Origin of the sequence: Arsenophonus nasoniae DSM 15247 (genome assembly GCF_000429565.1) — a bacterium.
GTDB lineage: Bacteria > Pseudomonadota > Gammaproteobacteria > Enterobacterales > Enterobacteriaceae > Arsenophonus > Arsenophonus nasoniae.
The window spans coordinates 1-24,245 of sequence record NZ_AUCC01000051.1; the positions used below are offsets into that span (position 1 = coordinate 1).

General features: G+C 34.5%; 21 protein-coding genes and 1 rRNA gene. 8 read left to right on the forward strand and 14 right to left on the reverse strand.

The window, feature by feature from the left end:
* Window positions 1-83 (forward strand): 5S ribosomal RNA (gene rrf, locus G468_RS25555); the annotation flags it as partial.
* Window positions 84-230: 147 nt separating this feature from the next.
* Here rrf and acs read toward each other — a convergent pair.
* Window positions 231-2,189, reverse strand: a complete 1,959-nt coding sequence (acs, locus tag G468_RS0111060; protein WP_026823182.1) for an acetate--CoA ligase — start codon at window positions 2,187-2,189, stop codon at window positions 231-233.
* A 345-nt stretch (window positions 2,190-2,534) separates the two neighbouring features.
* On the opposite strand from acs, the gene sodA reads away from it, so the two are divergent.
* Complete coding sequence (gene sodA, locus G468_RS0111065; protein ID WP_026823183.1) at window positions 2,535-3,161, forward strand: superoxide dismutase [Mn]; 627 nt, start codon at window positions 2,535-2,537, stop codon at window positions 3,159-3,161.
* 280 nt (window positions 3,162-3,441) lie between these two features.
* Here the strand turns inward: sodA and trpS are convergent, their stop codons facing one another.
* The 11 genes from trpS to pilM form a co-directional block, all read right to left on the reverse strand.
* The gene (gene trpS / locus G468_RS0111070) at window positions 3,442-4,485 is read right to left on the reverse strand and encodes a tryptophan--tRNA ligase (RefSeq protein ID WP_026823184.1); all 1,044 of its coding nucleotides are present in this window, start codon (window positions 4,483-4,485) and stop codon (window positions 3,442-3,444) included.
* A gap of 1 nt (window position 4,486) precedes the next feature.
* Window positions 4,487-5,191, reverse strand: a complete 705-nt coding sequence (locus G468_RS0111075; protein WP_026823185.1) for a phosphoglycolate phosphatase — start codon at window positions 5,189-5,191, stop codon at window positions 4,487-4,489.
* Window positions 5,191-5,862 carry a ribulose-phosphate 3-epimerase gene (rpe, locus tag G468_RS0111080; RefSeq protein WP_026823186.1) on the reverse strand — a complete coding sequence of 224 codons (672 nt, stop codon included), beginning with the start codon at window positions 5,860-5,862 and terminating at the stop codon, window positions 5,191-5,193. Before rpe ends, G468_RS0111075 begins: the two co-directional genes overlap by 1 nt.
* A 2-nt stretch (window positions 5,863-5,864) precedes the next feature.
* Window positions 5,865-6,722, reverse strand: a complete 858-nt coding sequence (dam, locus tag G468_RS0111085) for an adenine-specific DNA-methyltransferase (protein ID WP_026823187.1) — start codon at window positions 6,720-6,722, stop codon at window positions 5,865-5,867.
* Between the two features lie 79 nt (window positions 6,723-6,801).
* The gene (locus tag G468_RS0111090; RefSeq protein WP_026823188.1) at window positions 6,802-7,674 is read right to left on the reverse strand and encodes an SPOR domain-containing protein; all 873 of its coding nucleotides are present in this window, start codon (window positions 7,672-7,674) and stop codon (window positions 6,802-6,804) included.
* Window positions 7,675-7,800: 126 nt separating this feature from the next.
* Window positions 7,801-8,895: a 3-dehydroquinate synthase gene (gene aroB, locus G468_RS0111095; protein ID WP_026823189.1), complete on the reverse strand. Its 1,095-nt coding sequence runs from the start codon at window positions 8,893-8,895 to the stop codon at window positions 7,801-7,803.
* Window positions 8,896-8,950: 55 nt separating this feature from the next.
* Window positions 8,951-9,472, reverse strand: a complete 522-nt coding sequence (aroK, locus tag G468_RS0111100; protein ID WP_026823190.1) for a shikimate kinase AroK — start codon at window positions 9,470-9,472, stop codon at window positions 8,951-8,953.
* Window positions 9,473-10,094: 622 nt separating this feature from the next.
* Window positions 10,095-11,138 (reverse strand): secretin N-terminal domain-containing protein, encoded by a 1,044-nt coding sequence (locus G468_RS0111105; RefSeq protein ID WP_026823191.1) that lies wholly within the window; start codon window positions 11,136-11,138, stop codon window positions 10,095-10,097.
* 48 nt (window positions 11,139-11,186) lie between these two features.
* A complete protein-coding gene (locus tag G468_RS0111110; protein ID WP_026823192.1) occupies window positions 11,187-11,681 on the reverse strand; it encodes a hypothetical protein in 495 nt (164 codons plus the stop codon).
* Window positions 11,668-12,222: a PilN domain-containing protein gene (locus G468_RS0111115; protein ID WP_026823193.1), complete on the reverse strand. Its 555-nt coding sequence runs from the start codon at window positions 12,220-12,222 to the stop codon at window positions 11,668-11,670. The genes G468_RS0111110 and G468_RS0111115 overlap by 14 nt, the downstream gene beginning before the upstream one ends.
* On the reverse strand, window positions 12,222-13,055 hold the full coding sequence (gene pilM / locus G468_RS0111120; protein WP_026823194.1) for a pilus assembly protein PilM: 834 nt from the start codon (window positions 13,053-13,055) through the stop codon (window positions 12,222-12,224). The genes G468_RS0111115 and pilM overlap by 1 nt, the downstream gene beginning before the upstream one ends.
* Window positions 13,056-13,170: 115 nt before the next feature.
* Between pilM and mrcA the strand changes: the two genes are divergently transcribed.
* A complete protein-coding gene (mrcA, locus tag G468_RS0111125) occupies window positions 13,171-15,696 on the forward strand; it encodes a peptidoglycan glycosyltransferase/peptidoglycan DD-transpeptidase MrcA (RefSeq protein WP_026823195.1) in 2,526 nt (841 codons plus the stop codon).
* Window positions 15,697-15,786: 90 nt separating this feature from the next.
* Here the strand turns inward: mrcA and nudE are convergent, their stop codons facing one another.
* Window positions 15,787-16,338, reverse strand: coding sequence for an ADP compounds hydrolase NudE (gene nudE / locus G468_RS0111130; protein ID WP_026823196.1), 552 nt, complete (start codon window positions 16,336-16,338; stop codon window positions 15,787-15,789).
* Between the two features lie 349 nt (window positions 16,339-16,687).
* Between nudE and G468_RS0111135 the strand changes: the two genes are divergently transcribed.
* The 4 genes from G468_RS0111135 (at window position 16,688) to pckA (ending at window position 21,982) form a co-directional block, all read left to right on the forward strand.
* The gene (locus tag G468_RS0111135; RefSeq protein WP_026823197.1) at window positions 16,688-18,832 is read left to right on the forward strand and encodes an IgaA/UmoB family intracellular growth attenuator; all 2,145 of its coding nucleotides are present in this window, start codon (window positions 16,688-16,690) and stop codon (window positions 18,830-18,832) included.
* Between the two features lie 15 nt (window positions 18,833-18,847).
* Window positions 18,848-19,264, forward strand: coding sequence for a ribosome-associated heat shock protein Hsp15 (hslR, locus tag G468_RS0111140; protein ID WP_026823198.1), 417 nt, complete (start codon window positions 18,848-18,850; stop codon window positions 19,262-19,264).
* Window positions 19,265-19,291: 27 nt separating this feature from the next.
* A complete protein-coding gene (gene hslO / locus G468_RS0111145) occupies window positions 19,292-20,164 on the forward strand; it encodes an Hsp33 family molecular chaperone HslO (protein ID WP_026823199.1) in 873 nt (290 codons plus the stop codon).
* A gap of 192 nt (window positions 20,165-20,356) precedes the next feature.
* Complete coding sequence (gene pckA, locus G468_RS0111150) at window positions 20,357-21,982, forward strand: phosphoenolpyruvate carboxykinase (ATP) (protein ID WP_026823200.1); 1,626 nt, start codon at window positions 20,357-20,359, stop codon at window positions 21,980-21,982.
* A 605-nt stretch (window positions 21,983-22,587) separates the two neighbouring features.
* On the opposite strand, the gene G468_RS0111155 is transcribed toward pckA, so the two are convergent.
* Entirely contained in the window at window positions 22,588-23,781 is a 1,194-nt protein-coding gene (locus tag G468_RS0111155; RefSeq protein WP_026823201.1) for a BaiN/RdsA family NAD(P)/FAD-dependent oxidoreductase, read from the reverse strand.
* A 252-nt stretch (window positions 23,782-24,033) separates the two neighbouring features.
* Here G468_RS0111155 and G468_RS0111160 point away from each other — a divergent pair.
* A partial coding sequence (locus G468_RS0111160; RefSeq protein ID WP_026823202.1) for an Arm DNA-binding domain-containing protein occupies window positions 24,034-24,245 on the forward strand: 212 nt, incomplete at its 3' end.

Here is a 24,245-nt window from a genome sequence, read left to right on the forward strand (position 1 = left end):
CCCATGCCGAACTCAGAAGTGAAATGCCGTAGCGCCGATGGTAGTGTGGGGTCTCCCCATGTGAGAGTAGGGAACTGCTAAGCTTAAAATACAAGGCCACCTAATTAGGGTGGCTTTTTTATATTAAAAAAATAAAGTTATGTTAATAAATAATATATTTTATAGTTGAACTATATCTATTTTATCGACCATCTTTGTTAACATTTTAGAATTTCTTATAGCTCATTAATTTAACTAGAAATATTGATTGAGCCCTTTTCTTCTAGTAATTCTACAACAACACTAGGATCGGCTAAAGTCGATGTATCACCTAGATTATTTATATCGCCAGTAGCAATTTTCCTTAGAATACGTCGCATAATCTTACCTGAGCGAGTTTTTGGTAATGCATCAGTCCAATGAAGAATATCTGGTGTGGCTATTGGCCCAATTTCTTTACGCACCCAATTGCGTACCTCATTATAAAGTTCTGTTGAAGGTTCTTCTCCTTGATTTAATGTAATATAGGCATAAATAGCTTGACCTTTTATATTATGCGGGACACCAACGACGGCAGCCTCAGCAATTTTAGGGAAGGCTACAAGTGCAGATTCGATTTCGGCTGTACCTAAACGATGACCAGAAATATTTAAAACGTCGTCAACACGACCGGTTATCCAATAATAACCGTCTTCATCGCGGCGAGCACCGTCTCCACTGAAATACATACCTTTAAATAGTGAAAAATAAGTTTGTTCAAAGCGTTCATGGTCACCATAAATTGTTCTAGCTTGTCCTGGCCATGAATCCATGATAACAAGATTGCCTTCAGCAATACCTTCAAGTAAATTACCTAAATTATCAATAAGCTCGGGCTTAATACCAAAAAACGGTAACGTGGCTGAGCCTGGTTTAAGTTCAGTTGCTCCCGGTAAGGGTAAAAGCATAAAACCGCCGGTTTCAGTTTGCCACCATGTATCAATAATAGGGCAATGGCTATTACCTATTTTTTTGTAGTACCATTCCCAAGCTTCCGGGTTAATAGGTTCACCAACAGAGCCTAAAATTCTTAAAGAATTACGTTGAGTTCCTTCAATAGCTTTATCACCTTCGGCCATCAAAGCACGAATTGCCGTTGGTGCGGTATATAGAATATTTACTTTATGCTTATCAATTATTTGGCTCATGCGATTTATACTTGGATAATTAGGCACACCTTCAAACATTAAGGTAGTGGCGCCATTAGATAGTGGACCATAAATTAAGTAACTATGGCCTGTTACCCAGCCTATGTCAGCAGTACACCAATAAATTTCTTTTGCTTGGTAGTCAAATGCGTATTTGAAAGTGATAGAAACATAAACTAAATAACCACCAGTGGTGTGTAAGACGCCTTTTGGTTTGCCTGTTGAACCCGACGTATAAAGAATGAATAAAGGATCTTCTGCATTCATTTCTTCTGCAGGACAATCAGCGTTAAGCCCTTTAATAATTTCATGCCACCAATGATCACGTTTTTCTTGCCAATCGATTTGATTACCGGTTCGTCTAAAAACAATAACATTATTAATCGTTTCGACAGCCTGGTTTTTTAACGCTTCATCAACATTTTTTTTCAATGGTATAGTACGATTTGCTCTTATCCCTTCATCTGCTGTAATGATAAGTTTAGCTTTACTGTCAATAATGCGTCCTGCAATGGCTTCTGGTGAAAAACCAGCAAAGATAACAGAGTGAATAGCACCGATGCGTGTGCATGCTAACATAGCGATAGCAGATTCAGGTACCATGGACATATAAATAGCAACAACATCACCTTTTTTGATGCCTAGTTTTTTCAATGCATTGGCGAATAGGCAAACATCATGATGAAGTTGACGATAAGTTATATGATAAGACTGTGATGGATCATCGCCTTCCCAAATGATTGCAGTTTGATCACCGCGTAATTGTAAATGGCGATCTAGGCAGTTAGTACTTAAATTTAAGGTACCGTCTTCAAACCATTGGATATTAATGTGCCCTGGATCAAATGAAGAATTTTTTACTTTGGTATAAGGTTTTATCCAGTCAACAATTTGACCTTTTTCTCGCCAAAATGCGTCAGGATCTTTAAGGGATAATTGATAATCTTTTAGATATTGCTTTTTATTAACTAAGGTATGTGCGGCAATTTCAGTAGGTATGGGGTACTTGAATGTTGATATCATATTTTTCTTCTCCTCAGTTGTGTTAATCATATGTCAAAGAGCAGTTAACTAAACCTATGAAAAAGAATTTGTTTTTTTTTTGTGTTTGTGATCACGTAAATGTTGGTGTTTTATTTTAGATTTATTATTTATCAATTAATTATCCTATTTAAATTGTTTTAATTGATGTTTTTTATTAAGAATTTATTTCAATCTAATGGGCTAATATTTGGATTATTTTTACAGGAAGTAAAAACCTTAAAAAAATATATTGTTTATAATTGTTTTCATTATGATGGCAATCCTTGTAAAATAAGTATTGATTGAAACATTTATTTTATATTTAAGTAACAGGAGTTAATGCAAATGAGCTATACATTACCTTCCCTGCCTTATGAATATGGGGCATTAGAGCCACATTTTGATGAAAGGACAATGAGAATCCATCATACTAAACATCATCAAACATATGTCAACAATACCAATGATGTGTTAAAAGATTTTCCTGAGCTTGCCAAACTTGATATAGATGATTTGATTCAAAACTTAGATAAAGTGCCAGTAGATAAACGTACTTTTTTACGCAATAATGCAGGCGGCCATGCCAATCATAGTATGTTTTGGATTGGATTAAAAATTGGTACTGAACTACAAGGTGAGCTGAAATCGGCAATTGAACGTGATTTTGATAGTGTAGAGAATTTTAAAGAAATTTTTGAAAAAGCGGCAGCAACTCGTTTTGGTTCTGGTTGGGCATGGTTAGTCTTGAAATCGGATGGAAAACTGGCGGTTGTTTCGACAGCTAATCAAGATAATCCGCTGATGGGTGAGTCTATTTCTGGTGTTTCTGGTTATCCTATTTTAGGGCTTGATGTTTGGGAACATGCTTATTATCTTAAATATGAAAATCGTCGCCCTGAATACATTAAAGCCTTTTGGTCAGTTGTTAACTGGGATGAAGCTGCGAAACGTTTCGCGGAAAAAATAAAATAACATTGACCTTATCTGTTTGTTTCTTATCAATGTTAGTGGTGCCAGATTAGATACTGGCCTACTAATGTCTTTGGATAGCTAATTGAAAATATAACAATAAAAATTACAAGGTACTGTTAATTATATATAATCAGTTGAAAAAATGATTGATGTTACTAAATATTGTTCCTTCTTTAATAAATATATTAATAAAATAAAGATTGATTTTTATTTTATTAATTTTTTATAAATAATTTATTCTTAGTGTCAATCTCCCTCGTGTTTTACGGGGAGAAGAGAATTATTTTTTTATAGGATTAATAAAACCAATAGCGTCATAAACTTTATTTAGCGTTATTTTAGCTCGAACCTCTGCTTTGCTAGCGCCTTCGGACATAATATCATTCAATAATTTTTCGTTATTACGAAATTCATCAAAACGACTTTGGATATTTATTAACATATCTGAAACGGCTTCAGCCACGGTGTTTTTAAGATCGCCATACATTTTTCCAGCAAATTGTTTTTCTATCTGTGAGGTAGATGTACCTGTTACGCCAGAAAGGATATCTATCAGATTAGAAATACCCGGTTTATTTTCTGAGTCATAATAAACTTGTGGTGGCTCATCAGAATCAGTAAGGGCACGTTTGATCTTTTTAGCTGCTGATTTAGGGTTTTCTAATAACGTTATGACATTATTGCGATTATCGTCTGATTTTGACATCTTTTTTTGTGGTTCTTGTAGAGACATAACCCGCGCTCCTTTTTCCGGAATAAAAGGATCGGGTATAGTAAATATTTCTCCGTAGAGCGAATTAAAACGTTGAGCGATATCTCGGCTTAATTCTAAATGTTGTTTTTGATCAATACCAACCGGGACTTGGTTTGTCTGGTAAAGTAAAATATCAGCAGCCATCAATACTGGATAATCAAATAATCCAGCATTAATATTTTCAGCATGACGAGTTGATTTGTCTTTAAATTGTGTCATGCGACTTAATTCACCAAAATAGGTATAACAGTTAAGAGCCCAGCTAAGTTGAGTATGTTGTGGAACATGGGATTGAACAAAAATAATGCTTTTTTTAAAATCGATACCGCAAGCAAGATATAAGGCTAGCGTATCAAGCGTACGCTTTCTTAACTCTTTGGGATCCTGACGGACTGTAATGGCATGCTGATCAACAATACAATAAATACAGTCATAATTATCTTGCATGTGAACCCATTGACGTAATGCGCCAATATAGTTGCCGATGGTTAATTCTCCAGACGGTTGAGCCCCACTGAATACAGTAGGTTTTTTGAGGGTATTAGTCGATTTTATCGGGGGGGTATTCATATTATGATTCCAGAATTGTCAAAGGTGTTAGTCCTAACGTAGGAAGTAGATCGGCAAAGTTATCTAATACATAATTTGGTTTACTTAATGCGATAGATTCACCATAGTTATATCCATAAGTTAAACCCACACAAGGACAGCCAGCCGCTTTAGCAGCTAAGATATCATTATGAGAATCGCCGACAAATAATAATTGATCTTTAAGTAGACCAAATTTTCCCATTGTAAGATATAGTGGAGCCGGATGGGGTTTTTTCTTTTTTACGTCATCTCCCCCTAATATTAAAGAAAAATAAGAATTAATTGCTAATTTTTTTAATAAAGGGTCAATAAATGGTGTTGGTTTATTGGTGACGATTGCCATTGGGAAAGGTTGTTTGGCCAATTCTGCTAATGTTTCTTTTACTCCAGGAAAAAGCTGACTACCTGTTATTACTGTTGTTGCATAAATTTTATCAAATAATTGACGAGTACTATTTTTAATTTTTGGTGTGATTTTAACATTTGCCCAAGTTAATGCGCGTTCTATCATCATATCAACACCATTACCAACCCAAGTGGAAACAAGTTCTTTACCCGCAGCTGGTAATTGCTGATTAATTAAAGCATGATCTAAGGCATTAGCTAATCCGCCAACACTGTCGACTAATGTACCATCCAAATCAAATGCGATAGCTTGAATATCGGTTAATTTTTTAAATGTCATTAAATTGCCTCAGCTAACTTTTTACGCATAGCATCAATGACAGTTTTGTAATCTGGTTGATTAAAAATGGCAGAACCTGCGACAAAAGTGTCAGCTCCTGCATTTGCAACATTAATAATATTATTAACATTAACCCCGCCATCAACTTCTAGGCGGATATTATAACCATTACTATCGATCATTTTACGAACTTGACGCAATTTATTTAGGGTTTGTGGAATAAAAGATTGTCCACCAAAACCAGGATTTACCGACATAATTAGGATCATATCTAATTTATCTATCACGTAATCTAAATAGTTTAATGGTGTAGCAGGATTAAAAGCTAAACCTGCTTTACATCCATTATCTTTAATTAATTGTAATGTGCGATCAATGTGTTCACTTGCTTCAGCGTGAAAGGTAATATAGGTTGCACCAGCTTTAGCAAAGTCAGGAATTAGTCGATCTACAGGTTTTACCATCAAATGCACATCAATGGGAGCCTTAATACCATAATCTCGCAATGCTTTACATATCATTGGGCCGAAAGTTAAATTTGGGACATAATGGTTATCCATAACGTCAAAATGGACAATATCAGCTCCAGCTTTAATTACTTTCTCAGTATCTTCACCTAAACATGCAAAATTTGCGGATAAAATAGAGGGGGCAATCAGAAAATCTTTCATAATTATCTCCGATTTGTTTTTTTACCTTTTGCGTTTTTTTTATAAGTTGGATTATAGAATGCCAAAAGTTCGTCGACTTTTCTACGAGCAAGGCTGTTACGACTAATTGTTCTACGTACTTTAACAACATTTAGTTTGGCGTGATGATACCATTCTCTAGTCGCTGGTGTATCATGATTTGATATTAATACGGGTATTCCGCGTGTTGATGATAAGTGATAAGCGATCTGAGCTAGATTATATTGTTCTTTGTTGCCAAAACTATTTGTATGATATGTAGTAAAATTAGCCGTATCTGAAAGCGGTGTATAGGGTGGATCGCAGTAAACAACAGAACTTTTATTTACTGATAGCAATGTTTCTTGATAGGTTTGGCAGACAAAAATAGCTTTTTGCGCTTTTTCAGCAAACCAATAGAGTTCATCTTCGGGAAAATAAGGTTTTTTATAACGCCCAAATGGAACGTTAAATTCTCCTTTCGAATTGTAGCGACAAAGACCATTGTAGCAATGACGATTAAGATATAAAAATAGTTCACTACGACGCTGAGAATTATTACATAGGTTAAATTCAGTTCGTAAACGGTAGTATTGCTCTGGTGTATTAAATTCAGAGTTAAAAAGCTTACGTGAATGCTGCACAAATGTATCAGCATGATATTTTACGGTATTATATAAATTGATAAGATCATTATTAATGTCAGCTAGGATGTAAGCATTATAGTTGGTATTCAAAAATACTGAACCTGCCCCGACAAATGGTTCTACCAGACAATCACCTTCTGGTAGATATTTTTTAATTTCTTCTACCAGAAGATATTTACCGCCAGCCCATTTTAAAAAAGCGCGTTTTTTCTTCATGCCGCCATATTTTATCTAAATGTTCCAGAGTTTTTGGTATATCTCTGTTTAGGACAGCATACTTGCGCCTAATGATTCTTTATTTTTGATCTTGCTTAACTTGCTGAAATTTTCTAACCCAGGGTTTTTTTTCCTGGACAGAAGTGGGCAAAGTTGAAATTGCGTTTTTTGCTTCACTGACTGAGCGGTAATTACCATGGATAAGAACATACCATGGTTGCCCATTACGTACGGTCTTATAGATTTTATAATTAGTTAAGCGATTTTTTTTAGCAAATGCTTCTAGGGAGTTAGAACGGCTTGCGCTACTTAATTGTAGGGTGTAATTACTCGCTGGGGATGATAATAAATCACCATTATGGTGCGTATGTGTTCGAACTATGGGTTTTGTTTTTGTTTCGGGATTAGTTTTAATTGGTTCCACTATCTTAGGGGGGGTAGTTGAGGGAAGTATTGTTGATGATGGTGTTGATGTTGGATTTTCAACCAGTTGTTGCTTAGTAGTAGGCAATGTTTGGCCTTGCCGTAAAGCATCAACAACGTCACCAGGAATTTCAATACGTTTACCTTGTCCTTGGTTGGCTGGAGGCAAGGATCCTTCAGTCGGTGTATCACTAATTGAAGGCATGGTTACGTTTTGTGGTTGGTTATGTTCTTGAGATAAAGAAGACTCATTTGCCAGTGATGTTGTTTTTGAAATATCGATGTTACGTTCATTATTTGTTACAGAGGTATGTTCTTTCTCATGATCAGTTGGAGCTTTAAGTGCTGAGCTAATCGCGATAATGAGTAATAATAGAACCAAAACAGCGATACCTATCATGACATGTTGCCGAGAGGCTAGATGGTGTTTAGATCCTTGCTGACGTGAACGTAATACAGGCCTATCTGATGTATCTGGCCGGAAGTTACTCTGATCTTGAGGATCTCTTTCTGGTTTAAACTCGTCCATTTCCCCTCCCTTTTAAGGTGAATGACCTCATATCATGGATAAAGATGATTTTTAGTACAGTTTAATTCTAAAATACGGATATTTATTATAGTGTCACTATGGCTATCTTGCTATCTCAATCACGGTTTAATCTGTATGTAGGCATTGTTTAATTGCTTTTAAAACAACCTCATGGCTTATATTAGTGTATAACTCTGCATTGCCAATAGATTTAGGTAGCACCAGATTAAGTTGATTATTAACTACTTTTTTATCTCTCATCATGTGAGGTAAATAAGCTTCAGCAGCCATTTTTGCTGGTCCTTTAGTAGGGAGATTTGCTTGCCTCAGTAAATTTAAAATACGCTTAGTATCATTATTATCAAATTGACCAATTAACTCTGCAGTTTTTGCAGCCATCACAATACCTACAGCAATTGCTTCACCATGTAGCCAGGAACCATAGCCTAATTCAGTTTCAATCGCATGACCAAAGGTATGCCCTAAGTTCAATAATGCACGTTGTCCATTGGTTTCTTTTTCATCTATAGCAATGATTTTTGCTTTCAATTCACAACAATGTAGGATGCAATAACTTATTGTTTTTTCGTCAAATTCAAATAGTTTGCTAATGTTTTTTTCTAACCAACAAAAGAAATCATAATCTAGAATAATGCCATATTTAATAATTTCTGCTAAGCCAGAAGAGAATTGACGTACTGGTAATGTTTTTAGACTATCTAAATCAATAATAACCGATATTGGTTGATAGAAAGCACCAATCATATTTTTACCTAACGGATGATTGACTGCTGTTTTTCCTCCAACAGAAGAGTCAATTTGAGATAGAAGCGAGGTTGGTGCTTGGATAAAACGAACGCCTCTTTGGTAGCAGGCGGCAGCAAATCCTGTCAAGTCACCAATAACTCCGCCACCAAGGGCAATAAGTGTGGTGCTTCGAGGATGATTTTTTTCCAATAAAGCAGTGAAGATCGTATCAAGAATAGCTAATGTTTTGTATTGTTCTCCATCAGGTAGAATGATCTCATCAACCTTGACACCCATTTTTGTAAGAGTTGATTTTACTCTTGTAGAATAAAGGGAATCTAGCGTTTTGTTCGTTACAATCATCGCGTATTCGCCACTTTTAAGCGGCAAAAATGCGTCAGGTGAGTTAAGTAAACCAAAGGCAATGCTAATCGGGTAACTCCGTTCACCAAGTGTAACTGTCAATTTTTCCATATTGATTTTACCTTTATGGCATGGTCAATCAGTCATTCATATTAATTTATTGAAATTAAGTATTTTCCAATAATCCTATGATTTGGTTAGCAACTACTTTTGCACTTTGATCGTCGGTATGAATAGTAATGTCTGCGATTTCTTCATAAAGTGGATTACGTTCATGAGCGAGTTTTTCTAAAACTTCACGAGCAGGCTGATCTACTTGCAATAAAGGTCTTTTTTTATCGCGTTGAGTTCGTGCCATTTGTTTTTCAATCGTTGTTTCAAGATAAACGACTACCCCACGAGCAGACAGACGGTTGCGTGTTTCTTTTGATTTTACCGACCCTCCCCCTGTTGCTAGGACAATTCCCTGTTTTTCTGTAAGCTCATTGATAATTTTTTCTTCACGTTCCCGAAAACCTTCTTCGCCTTCCAAATCAAATACCCAACTCACATCAGCACCAGTACGTCGTTCAATTTCTTGATCAGAATCAAAAAATTCCATACTAAGTTGCTGCGCTAGCTGGCGACCAATAGTACTTTTTCCGGCGCCCATAGGCCCAACCAGAAAGATATTACGTTTCTCTGCCATGTTTTTGGTATTACTAAGATTATTCGTTAATGATAACCCGCCCGGCTAATCAAATTAGCAACGGGACCTATAATTGAAACCTCATGAGTATTGACATCTTTTCTTGCATATAAAAGCAAAAAAATCCCAAATACATTCAGTTTTTTCTGAATTATATCGGAAGGGCCTGTTTTTGTAACATAACTGATAGCAGTATTTCTTCACAGGTTTAAAATCCCAAATGTCTCGTAATACGTAATATACAGTATTACGAAGCTCAAGTATTCGTCTTTAAGTTTGTTTGTGCACTAAGTTTAACATCAATCAATTTGAAAACCACGCCGATATCTATACGCAAAGCGTATTATTTGCTGCCAATTATGAAAGATATTAAATTGGATATAAAAATTATCGCAATAGATTAGCTAAAAATGCAACTTTAATCGTACATGTAAAGGTTTTATCATCGAGTGTACGCATTTAAATTGTTTATTTCGCTAAATAACTAACCTTGTAAGCTAAATCTTTCTTATCGTCAAATTTATAATCCATTATTCACAATAATCGGATGATTTTTGCTCTATTTAGTGCTGTTTAGTATGAAGTTATATTATAAAAAATAATTATTGCTTACTATATTTTATTAAATATTAATTAATTGAGGTGTTATAAATATGACTAATTCCCTATGGTAAGTTTGTTTTCCATCTTTGGTGAATAACTGGCCAAAGAAGGGAATATCTGCCAGGTAGGGAATTTTTTGTTGTTGATTGTTTTTTTTCTGTTGAAAAATTCCACCTAGGATAAGTGTTTCCCCATGATTAATCGTAACTTGTGTTGATATTTCTTGTTTATTGATTGCAATATGTTGGTAAGTATTTGCTAGCAAACTAGTATTGGGGGTATTTTGACTAATTTTTAGCGCTAGACGAACTTTACCTCCTCGTAAAATGGTAGGTGTGACTTCCATGCCTAATATTGCTTCTTTAAATTTTATCTGACTTTTATTTTTACTTTGAATGATATAAGGAATTTCTGTGCCTTGTTTAATGCTGGCAGAATGGTTATGTGAGGCCATTAATCTGGGGCTAGCAATAATAGATAGCTGATTTTCTTGTTCTAATGCACTTAATTCCAGTGACAATAAGTGACTTTTAATTTTGGCAATATTAAAAGCGATATGTGGAATTGAAGATGGTGCTGGTTGATGAATATTTAGCCGGCTGATCCCGACCTGGTTTATTTTATCGCTACTGAGTTCCCAAAATATTCCTAGTTCATATAAAGCCTCTCGACTTGTATTAATAATATAGGCTGTTATTTGTACTTGTTGTTGCGGTATATCAATTTTTTTTAGCCAGGATTGAAGACGTTCAATGTGTCTCTGAGTATCTTCAAAAATTAAGTTATTAGTCTGTTTATCGGCAAAAACTTTTCCTTTTTTTGAGAGTAAAGGTGGATTATTTTGTGAAAGTTGAGATGCTAGTAATTCTGCTTCGGCATATTGCAGGGGGTAACTCAGATAATGTATATCACTTTTTTCTTCAGGTATTGGTGATGTATGAGTAACATTATTTTCAATAATTTCTTTTATTTTTGGCGGCGTAAATGGTTCTCTGGCGGCTATAGCATTAATACTAAATAATGTTATTAATACTAAAATTAATATTAAATTAAGTAAATTCATTATGTTAGGCTTTTTGTTAGGGATGAAAGAATGAACTCACAATATAAGTTATTTTTCTTTGGGGTTACCTTTAGCTGTTGAAATAAGGAGTAGTGGATGTGTTTTTTGTAAGCTTTCGATAAAGGCGATTAATTGATAGTAGCTTGCTAAAATTGTGAGATAGTAATCTACACGATTATTATGATTTTGTTGTTGCCAATAAATGAGTTTTTCATTTGAAATTGGTAGCGGAAATTTGAATTGGGCAGAAACTAGAGGTTCAGTCTGTATCGAAGTAAGTAAGTCTGTTATTTGTTGTTTCTTTTTGTTTATTAGAGTTTTTAATTTGCTTTTTGTTATATTTTGTATGAGTTGTGTTTTTAATATATTGATATGTTGTCTGTTGTTTTTCCGTTGTTGATTCAATTGATCAATAATTAAAGAATTTTTTGACCAATAAAAAATAAAGAAAAAAAGAAAAATTAAAAAAAGCGTTAACCATTGTGGGATAAGTTGTTTCCATAATGGCCTATAAAACCATTCATATATTTTATTTTTTACCATATTGATTCTCCGTACGTAGCCACTTTGCATTTAATGTGGTTTTTTGAATATTTTGTGAGGTTAGTTGTATTGTTTGTAATTGGATTTGCGTTACTAACTTTTGCTCGGTTAATTGGCGCATGAACTGTAAAATTTCATGATAATCATAGCTATTTGCTTTAATTATCAATTCATCTCTTTGGCTTGAAAGCGCTTCTAACCAACTACCTGTTGGTAGAATATTCGGAATTTGTTGTAGTAAATAAAGTTGTTGTTTGTTGTGGTTAGCGATTTGAATTAACGTATTGAATTTTTGAGTTAATTGATCAAGTTGCTGGCGCTGTTGCTCAATGTTACCAAGCTGTTGTTCAATGGCCGCAATTTCTATATTTTCATTATCAAGTAAATATTGTTGATGAAGGTATTGCTGTTTATGCCTATCAATTATAAAAAACAGAATTAATATCAAACTTGAAATTTGTATAAGAAAGAGAGATATCCATACATAATAGCGTTGTTTAAGGCGTTTTTTCTGCCATGGCAGAAAATTAACTTGATACATCATTTATCTCCTTCGCGAAGTGCTAAACCCGCGGCAATCGCAAAATTATGAAAATCTTTTGGTAACTTGATAGAGTAATATTGAAAAGAATCTAACAGAGACCAAGTGGAAAAATGATGATGCTTTATATCGTTACCGAGATAATAAATAGTATTAGGTTGTTGTTGCGTTTCTTTAGGTAGTAATAAGACCAGTTTTTCTATAGAGTCTACTTCAGTTATCTCAAGAGGTTGATAGTGTATTGATTGATATAAAGGACCAGCACATATCCACTCTTGTTGTCGCCGATAAATAAGCCAAGTGTTATCAGGAATAGAGGCTTTATGAGCTAAGTAACGAAGGGCATTAGGAGATATATCGATGACAGAAAGTGAAAAACCTACTTCATGTAATAATTCAGACCAAAAAACAATATCACTACGTCTAGTTGCACAAAGGTATATTTGCTTTTGATAAATACGATAATCCAAAATAAGTTCACGGATGTCCATAGGAAATAGGGTTTCAGCTTTACTGTGAACGAGCCATCCAAGTTCTGGTTCAGTTAGTGTTATTTTTTCCGGCAAAAGGAAGTGAGATTTTAGGATTTGTAATGTGGATAAGGAGAATCTTGCATCGCAATTATTAGGTAGTTTCTTGTGCCATTGTTGCAAGATATTTTTTAGTGTGGTTATACGAATATTTTGGGTTTCAGTATCTTGGGTTTTAGTGATTGGTAAAGAATGTTGCCAACATTCGCGAAGTTGCCAGCCATGTCTGTGTTGAGTAGCCGCCACAAGTTGAATTTTATTATGATGTATATCAAGGCCAATCTGCCATTTTTGTAAAAACATAGACGATTTCCCTATTGTTAATGTATAAAATTCCATATTCAAGGTAATTTCAAACATTTATACTAAGTATTCATTGTTTATAAACCACCCAATAAATTGTAAATGGGAATTTCAGGTGAAGATCGTAAAGTTTTTTCTTTTTTTTATAGTTTGTTGTCTTGTTTTGGGAGCTGGATCTATTTTTGGTTTGTACAAATATGTCGAATCAGAACTGCCTGATGTAGCAACGTTAAAAGATGTCCGATTGCAAGTACCTATGCAGGTGTTAAGTGCAGAAGGTGAGTTAATTGCGCAATTTGGAGAGAAACGTCGTCTTCCGTTGTCATTAAAGGAAATTCCCCCACTAATGATAAAAGCTTTTATTGCGACGGAAGATAGCCGATATTATGAGCATCATGGTATTGATCCTATAGGAATTTTTCGAGCTGTATCGGTTATAGCTGTTTCCGGTCACGCTTCGCAAGGGGCAAGTACAATAACGCAACAGTTAGCAAGAAATTTTTTCCTAAGTCGAGAAAAAACATTGATGCGTAAAGCTAAAGAGGTATTTTTAGCTGTCCGGATTGAGCAATTATTGTCAAAAGATGAAATTCTTGAACTTTATTTAAATAAAATTTATTTAGGAAATCGTGCTTATGGGGTAGGTGCAGCTGCTTATGTTTATTTTGGTAAGTCTGTAAATGAATTAAGTTTAAGTGAAATTGCTATGATTGCAGGTTTACCAAAAGCACCTTCTACTTTTAACCCCCTTTATTCCTATGAACGAGCAATAAATCGCCGCAATATCGTATTATTACGTATGTTAGAAGAGGGGTATATTACTCAACAGCAATATAATGAAGCAAAGGGTGAAAAAATTATTGCCATGTATCACGCACCAAAAATTTCGTTTTCAGCACCCTACCTGGCAGAAATGGTTAGGCAAGAGCTTTATAAACGCTATGGTGAGAATGCTTATACCGATGGTTATAAAGTCTATACTACCATTATCCGTAAAGATCAGACAGCAGCAGTTAATGCTTTGCGTAATAATTTAATTAATTATGATATTCGTCATGGCTATCGAGGAGCAGAAAAAATTCTTTGGACGCAGCGACAAACACCCTGGACTCATGAGCAACTTATTGAAAAACTCAAAAAAACACCTACTTATGGGCCATTAATTCCCGCAGTAGTTATTGCGACAAATAGAAATAAAGCTGAAGTTATAATGTCAAATGGTGTTACTGTTGAGCTGGCAATGAATGGTGTTTCTTGGGCACGTAAATATATTTCTGATGAGCGTCAAGGTGTAACACCTAAAACGGTTAACGAAGTTGTGAAAGTGGGAGAATTAATTCGTGTACGACAAGTTAAAGATAGTTGGTGGTTAGCACAAATACCGGAAGCAAATTCAGCTTTTATTGCTCTTAATCCAATCAATGGCGCTATTGTTGCGTTAGTTGGCGGATTTGATTTTGAGTTAAGTAAATTTAATCGAGTAACCCAATCATTACGTCAAGTTGGTTCCAATATTAAACCTTTTCTTTATACCGCAGCATTAGATAAAGGATTAACGTTAGCTTCCTTATTAAATGATATGCCTATTACTCGTTGGGATGCTGGAGCTGATTCAGATTGGCGACCTAAAAACTCTCCCGCCAAATATGCAGGCCCAATCACTTTGCGGCAAGGATTAGGCCAATCGAAAAATGTTGTTATGGTACGAGCTATGCGTGCGATGGGGGTTGATTATGCGGCGGATTATTTAAAACGGTTTGGCTTTCCTGAAGAAAATATTAATCGAACCGAGTCATTGGCATTAGGAGCTCCGTCATTTACGCCTATGCAAATAGTTCGAGGTTATGCCGTTATGTCTAATGGTGGTTACCTTATCGATCCTTATTTCATTAGTCGAGTTGAGGGGCTACAAGGTCAAATTGTGTTTGAAGCTAAACCTAACATCGCTTGTCCTAACTGTAAAGATATCGCTGTTATTTATGATGATGTACCAAAAATTAAAGAAATAAATGCAGAATCTATTGAGAATATAGTTAAATCTACGACGCCTCCGATGAGTCTTGAGCCTAGAGTAGATATTAATAATGAAATACCAATAACCGTTCAACAAGAAAAATATGCTCCACATGTTATTAGTACACCTTTGGCTTTTTTAATTAGTAATGCAATGATGACGAATATTTATGGAGAGCCAGGTTGGATGGGGACAGGCTGGCGTGCGAGAGATTTTAAGCGTAAAGATATTGGTGGAAAGACAGGAACGACTAATAGTTCTAAAGATGCTTGGTTTTCTGGCTATGGCCCTGATGTCGTTGCTACCGCTTGGATAGGCTTTGATGATAATAAACGCAGTTTAGGGCGTACTATTACAGGTGGTGAAGCAGGTGCAAAAAGTGCTCAACCTATCTGGAATGATTATATGAAAGTTGTCCTTGAAGGAGTTGCTGAAAATAAAATACAACCTCCTGATGGAATTATTTCTATTACTATTGATAACAAAACAGGTAAATTAGCAACAAATAATTCTGTAAGTAAAAGTTTGGAATATTTTATTGAAGGAACTGAACCTAAAACAGCCGCTATTCGAGAGGTAGGTACAATCGTTATTTCTGAAGATGGAAATAGTCAGGAACTTTTTTGAACAGTAATAATGATCTTTAATTTTTGTCTTTGAAATTAGGGTTATTAGATAGACCCTATTTCATTTTACAATATTAGGACTTATTTAAGGTTAACTAATATTTTTGAGATAACGCTGGGCATAAAATAATGCGCTAATATTTCTTGCTTCGTTAAAATCTTTAACATCGAGTAGTTGCATCATATTGTTTATTGGCCAACGAATTTGTTCTAGCGGCTCTGGTTCATCGCCTTCCAGTTTTTCCTCATAAAGATTTTGTGCAATGAATATATTCATTTTACTGGAAAAGTAGGCTGGTGATATTGTTAATTTTGCTAGTAATTCAACATGTTTTGCACCATAACCAATTTCCTCTTTTAATTCTCTTATAGCAGCTTGTATGGCACTTTCTCCTTTATCAATTGCTCCTTTAGGAAAACCTAATTCATACTCTTCAATACCAACTGCATATTCACGTATTAAAATTAGTTCGTTATTAATGATAGGAACAATCAGTACGGCTTCATTTATTGTTGGCTGCATTCGTTCATAAAGACGTTTAACGCCATTACTAAATTCAAGATCAACAGATTGGATACGAAAAAGTCTAGATTCAGCAATATTTTTTATATTCAGTATTTTGGGTTTTTTCATTTGTTTCATATACTGTGTCCCGGACAAAATTTGTTGAATAGATTATAACTTTTTATATTAAAGGCAAGGATAGGCTTTTGATTTTTTGCTGAAATCAATTGTGATTCAATCTATCTATTTAGTGATAATATATCAATAAATTTAACCAGCGCTGATTATTATAATAAGGGTGTTTTAGTAATATTTTTATTAAATTACTTATTAATTAAACTACCATGTTGTTAAAATAAACAATGTCAAATCGTAACTCATTGTTATTAATATTAAAAATAGAAAACTAGAATAGGAATTACCTTATTTAGAGCTAAGGAAAGGGTTGTTATTCTGCACTGGCATTATTTGTTACATCGGGGAAGAAATGAGCTTACCTTTTGTTATATTGGTTATTTTAATTATTTGCTTGTTTATATTAATTTTCTTTTTGTTTATGAAAGGAAAAAAAGGTAATGATGTAGATAAATTACCTTTCTTAATACATGCTAATTATCGCAAAATTACTTCTGATGAATATCAGATAATTTGTGACTATCTTAAATATACCAACTCTGAACAAATCTTAATAAAGACAAAAGAGGTGACAATAAGAAAGTTATTTGATTTTCCTAAAAGAAATGCTTGGGTTTCTACGGGCTGTAATGCAATAACACGTTTTTCTTTAATCAACGAGCAAGATAATTTATGGCGCTATTTTATTGATTCTAAAGAAGTTCATTTACCTCGACAATTAGAGCCTTACTTAACAACACAGAATGTTATGGATGTTGTTTATACGGATACCTTACCACTTGTTATATCAGTAAATAATCATTTTTTGGCTGATTTTAAGCAAGATTTTAAACAATTTCACTTTGCTAGAGAAATAACATTTCCACCAGTTAATGCTTTAATTCAAGAGAGTGGTCAACAACTGGTAAAATTTATTAAGGTCAGAAAAGAGACGTTGGAAGAGTATAAGCTTAATCGATCGTTTAGTTTGTGGGGCAGTGGTGTTATTTGTGTTGGGTTAATTGTTTGTGCACTTTCGTTATTTGTTATTGCTATTTTTTTTCCTTGGTTAATGTTGTTTGGTGGACTTACTTTTTTTGTTGGAGTATATCTTCTTTATCGACCATATATTTTTCGTAAGAGATATCAACAGGATATTCGTTGTGTAGTAGGTAAACCTAAACGATTGGGTTTATTCGGCGAGTTTGATAAAGGTAAAAAACATAATATTTCATTGGCTGGAATCGATCTTATTTATCCATCTCATTGGGAGCCATTCCTGGAATATGAGATTGATCAAGCTATTAATATTGACATGTATGCAAACGGTTACGTTGTTCGTCAAGGACGTTATTTATCTTTACATGAAGAGGCACGTCGTTACCCATATAAAAGATATGGCAAAAATTTAATGTTGATGATAACCAGTTTTTTCCTCATGTTACTGCTTCATTTTTATGAACCGGTGCATTTACCAGCTAGGTTAATTTTTCATTGGCTTAATGGAGAAAATTATCGACATACAACAAATTACACTGAATTGGAAGTGATGCCGTTACAGGTTGGTGATTATATTGCAGTTAAAGGTGTGGGTATGTGCTATGTACCCATTGATCTTATAGAGAAAGGGAATCGGTTTGATTTTCTCCCTTTTGATTGCTCCGGTATTTATTGGAATAATATAAGCCCCTCTCCTATACCTGAATCTGATATAGTTGAAAAAGTCTTTTCGCTTTCTACAACAGTTAAACAGCAGCTTTATTTTAATAATCTGGATCATAAAGTTAATCAGCAACTTAGACGCGAGATTATGAAATCTGGCATGAATTTGCTTGATAATTTTTCTGATATTATTTTAAAAACAAATTCATTATGCCCTCTTAATAATGAGTGTTTTCGTTTAAAGAGCGCTTTAGTTAATTTAAGTGATACCTATGAATGGTCGGTACTTGTTGCTCGAGCTAAAAATGGAAAATTAGCAGGTATAAATGTGATATTGCGGCCAGGTGGAGCAGAAACCTTGGAAAAACTGGTTAATGAAACGACATCCTTTTATATTAATAGAGAAATAGAAAAAGCAGCAGCATTATTGAATTCACCGCTACCTAGAGGTGTATTACTAATTAGTGAAGAAGGAAAACAGTTTGTCGATTTAGTTTCATTTCATTCTCCTGTTATTGATTCTTATACTCCATTACAAAAATGGCAAGAGCTGCAAAAATTGTCAGATATTTTGATGCATACTCCTTTTGAAGCAAAAGGTATTATCACTAAATTATTTGTCGATGCAAAAGGCACGCGTCATATTATTTTACATAGTAAACCTAGTTCTATGTTACTTTTACGCTATATTAGTGCTTTTCTATTAAACTTGGTTTTAATGGCAACATTTATATTGAATTTTATTCTGGTTATTACACGTAAGCGTATAAATAAATGGCGATTAAAAAGTATTCGACAATATTATGAGCATTGTTTCAATATTGTTTCTTCCTCTGACCAGCAAAAAAATATTTAACGTAATGAATAAAATATGAAAATACAGTCAGATATGGATTTGATTATCCGTTTAGATAAATGGTTATGGGCTGCACGTTTTTATAAAACTCGTGCAATTGCTCGTAAAATGATTGAGGGTGGCAAAGTTCACTATAACGGGCAGCGAAGTAAACCAAGTAAAGTCGTTGAAAAGCATGCCATTATAAAATTAAGACAAGGTAACAGTGAACTAACTATAAAAGTATTGGCCATTAGCGATCAACGACGGGGCGCATCTGAAGCAAAAGCGTTATACCGTGAAACACAAGACAGTATTGTTAATAGAGAAAAATTAGCATTAGCGCGGAAGACCAACTCATTAACGATGCCAAATCCAGAACGTCGTCCTGATAAGAAAGAACGACGTAACTTGATTAAATTTAAGCATACAAATTTAAATGAGTCATTTTGATGACTAACTTTAGCAATGAGAGAAAATATGTCTAAACATGACCAGTTAAACCGTTTTTTATTTGAAGATGATGCTGTTCGTGGTGAATTAGTTTCAGTTAATGAGACTTATAGAAAGATACTCCATCAACACAATTATCCGCTAGCAGTTAATTTATTATTGGGTGAATTATTAGTTGCCACTAGTTTATTAACGGCAACTTTAAAATTTGATGGTGATATTACTCTACAGATTCAAGGAGATGGCCCTGTAAAAATGTTGGTAATAAACGGAAATAATTATCAACAAATGAGAGGTGTTGCTCGTGTCGAGGGTTCAGTTACTAATCAATTATCATTAAAACAGATGGTTGGTCAAGGCTATATGGTGATCACGATTACGCCAACAAATGGCGAGCGTTATCAAGGCATTGTTGCATTGGAAAGTAGTACAATAGCAGAATGTTTGGATGATTATTTTAAACAATCAGAACAGTTGCAGACACGTTTATTTATTCATTCAGGTGAGATAAATGGCCAGCCTGCTGCCGGTGGAATGTTATTGCAGGTATTGCCCTCTGCAGGTAGTGAAAGTCAGCATAAATTTGATCATCTAGTACAGTTAACCGCTACGATTAAGGGTGAGGAGCTATATACCTTAGAAACAAAGCAAATTCTTCATCGTCTTTATCATGAAGAAGATGTGACTTTATATGATCCACAGCCAGTCACCTTTCATTGCAACTGTTCAAAAGAGCGTTGTGAAAATATTTTGCTATCTCTGCCTGATGAAGATATTGAGCATATATTACATGAACGGGGTGAAATTGATATTGAATGTGAATTTTGTGGGGCTGATTATCTGTTTAATCAACAAGATATAGAGGAATTGAAGCGAATTAAAAAACAGCAGATTCATTGAGTCATCCGTGCTTATTTTATGCCGTAATAAAGGATATACACATTTTTTTACTGTAGCGTTGATTGTGCTCTAGATCGCATTTCTAGTTGAGAAAATAGTTTAGATGAAATTTATTGATTTTTATCGCTGTTAATTTCGAGTAAAAATTTATGATAGCTCCTAATTAAGGTTAAAATTCATTTAGGAGCATAAATTAATGAGTGCAAAAAAAATATTACTCCAGAAGAGATGGCTAGGTATGGTATTCATCAAGTTACTGAAATCGTTTATAACCCAGGATATGAACAATTATTTGCAGAAGAAATAAAACCTTCTTTGAAAGGCTATGAACGAGGTATTGAAACTAACTTAGGCGCAGTGGCCGTTGATACCGGTATTTTTACCGGTAGATCACCTAAAGATAAATATATTGTTCGTGATAACGTCTCTATGAATACCGTTTGGTGGGCGGATCAAGGTAAAGGAAAAAATGATAATAAACCGATGACCGAAGTGGTTTGGAAATCATTAAAAGATTTAGTGACTAACCAATTGTCAGGTAAGCGTTTATTTATTATTGATGCTTTTTGCGGTGCGAATGCAGATACCCGTTTGAAGGTGCGCTTTATTACTGAAGTGGCTTGGCAGGCACATTTTGTAAAAAATATGTTTATTCGACCTACTGAACAAGAGTTGATTGATTTTAAACCAGATTTTGTTGTCATGAATGGTGCAAAATGTACTAATCCCAACTGGCAGGCTCAAGGCCTAAACTCAGAAAATTTTGGGGCGTTTAATTTGACTGAACGTATGCAACTTATTGGCGGTACTTGGTATGGCGGTGAAATGAAGAAAGGATTGTTTTCTGTCATGAATTACTTGCTGCCATTAAAAGGCATTGCTTCGATGCATTGTTCAGCTAATGTTGGTGAAAAAGGGGATGTGGCTATTTTCTTTGGTTTGTCTGGTACAGGAAAAACAACCCTTTCTACCGATCCCAAGCGTAAATTAATTGGTGATGATGAGCATGGATGGGATGATGATGGTGTATTTAATTTTGAAGGTGGTTGTTATGCTAAGACAATAAATTTGTCTGAAGCGGCAGAGCCTGATATTTATCATGCGATCAAACGTGATGCATTATTAGAAAATGTTACTGTTTTGACTGATGGTACTATTGATTTCAATGATGGAACAAAAACAGAAAACACGCGAGTTTCTTATCCTATTTACCATATTAATAATATTGTTAAACCCATTTCTAAAGCAGGCCATGCGACGAAAGTTATTTTTCTGACAGCCGATGCTTTTGGTGTTTTGCCACCGGTATCGTGTTTGACGCCTGAACAGACTGAATACCACTTTTTGTCAGGTTTTACCGCTAAATTAGCGGGTACCGAACGCGGGATCACTGAACCAACACCCACTTTTTCAGCCTGTTTTGGGGCCGCTTTTCTGACATTACATCCTACTCAATATGCTGAAGTATTAGGTAAACGTATGAAAGCCGCTGGTGCAAAAGCGTACCTGGTTAATACCGGTTGGAACGGAACCGGTAAACGTATTTCGATCAAAGATACTCGTGCAATTATTGATGCGATCTTAAATGGGGATATAGATAAAGCAGAAACTATCAATTTACCTGTTTTTAATTTAGCTATACCTACCAATTTGCCGGGGGTCGATAATAATATTTTAGATCCGCGTCATACATATGCAGATAACAGCCAATGGGAAGTTAAAGCTAAAGATTTGGCTACGCGATTTATTAATAATTTTGAGAAATATACTGATACCCAAGTTGGTGCTGCACTCGTGAAAGCAGGTCCTAAGTTGTAATTTTTAATTAAAGGTTACTAATAAAATAAAAAGTGCATAGAATATAATTAAAGCTATGCACTTTTTATTTAATTGTGAATATGCATTGCGGTATTAATGAATTGAAATCGGATGGCAAAAATTTTTTTACGGTTGTTTCTATCGCTTGCTGTTCTGTAATACCCGATAGTATATAAGTCAAAAGCGGAGTTTATTAAAACACCTGGTTTTATAATGAAATCTTTATTAATTACCCGTGATGATAAAATTGATTGGAAAAAATTAAAAATAGAAAAGTGCTAAAAAAGTGCCAGCGCTAGGCTGGCATAAGTAAACACTGTAAGCAATGTGAGCAATGTGAGCAATGTCGTCCTTTCATATGATCCCAGAAAGGCTCATCTGAAAGTGATTTAATGATAATAGTTATCACTATCATTTGTAAAGTGGTTTTTTTAATATAAATGTAAAAAAATATTTTACATGATAAATTATTGATAATAATCATGTATTTTTATGGTAATTTAAATTACAAACTTAAAACAATAATTTTATGGTTAAGGCAATAAATGAAAAATAACGAGATCATTTTAGCTGACAACATCAATAATATAACTATAACGAAAGCGTTAGGATTTTATCAGGTGTTGGGCACATGCCCAAGCTGAACTCCATGCCCATTGAAAGTTATATCCCCCTAACCAACCAGTAACATCAACAACTTCACCAATAAAGTAGAGTCCGATTACTTTTTCTGACTCCATTGTTTTTGATGAAATGCTACTCGTATCAACACCTCCAAGAGTGACTTCTGCAGTACGGTAGCCTTCTGTACTATTTGGTTGTATCTGCCAGTTGTGTAACCCTTCTGCAATGGTGTTTATCTGACTTTTATTAAGTTGTTTTAACGATTTATCTGGAATTTTTTTTAATATTTGTAGTGTCTCGATAAAGCGTTTGGGTAGATATTTTGCTAATAGGTTTTTTAACAATAGATTAGGATGAATTGTTTGTTCATGGGTTAAGTAGTCGATAAGATTAATATTGGGAAATAAATTAATACTTATATGCTCTCCTGGCTGCCAGTAACTTGAAATTTGCAAAATGGCTGGACCTGATAATCCTCTATGCGTAAACAGAAGATTTTCTTGGAATGTCATTGCATTTTGTGAACTAACTTTTACTGAAATAGCAATACCAGAAAGTGTTTGTAAAACGTCAAGCAGTGTCTTATGTAATGTGAAAGGCACTAAAGCTGCTCTTGTGGGCTGGATGTTATGTCCAAATTGCTCAGCTATACGATAACCAAAAGGAGTCGCTCCTAATTTAGGCATTGAAAGGCCACCGCTAGCAACAATTAATGCGTTTGAACTAATAACTTTTTCATTAACATAGACTAAAAATTTATTATCTATTTTTTTTATCTCAGTTATTTCGCTTTGAAAGCGTAAACTAACGCCAGCGACTTTACATTCAATTAATAGTAAATCGACGATATCTTGTGCGCTATTGTCACAAAAAAGTTGACCTAATATTTTTTCATGATAAGGGATATTATGTTTTTGTACTAATGCAATAAAATCCCATTGAGTGAAACGAGCGAGGGCTGACTTACAAAAATGAGGATTAGTAGATATATAAGCAGTAGGATCAATATAAAGGTTGGTGAAGTTGCATCGCCCGCCACCAGACATTAAAATTTTTCTACCCGCTTTTTTGCCATTATCCAGGACCAGTACTTTTAACCCTTTTTGGCCTACATTGGCTGCACAAAATAGACCAGCCGCTCCTGCACCTATAATGATTACGTCAAATTTTTCCACAAAATTTCTCTTTTATCTGAAAAGATATTTATTAATAATACAAATAATTTATAACAATAAATAACAGTCGTCAACAGTCGCTAATAGTCGATAAATTAAAATTAATACTCTGTTTTAAATCATTTTTATTTTTTACCTTAGTATATAATAGCTGTTTTTAGTCACCTATTATAATCCTTGTGTCATGAAATTTATGTACATATTGGTGTACATGAAATATCATAAAAAGATTGGACACAAGGAGAAAAAAAGATGGCGGTAAGTGATTCATGGTTAAGAGCGGTAAATGGTAAGCCACAAGCTAAAATGGTGACTAAATCAGACAGAGAGGGGTTATCAGTTCGCGTAACACCAAAAGGTAAAGTGATTTTTCAATATCGCTATCGTTGGCAAGGGAAAGGTGATCGGATAGATATTGGAACGTATCCGGCAATCAGTTTAAAAGATGCGCGGGATAGTGCGCT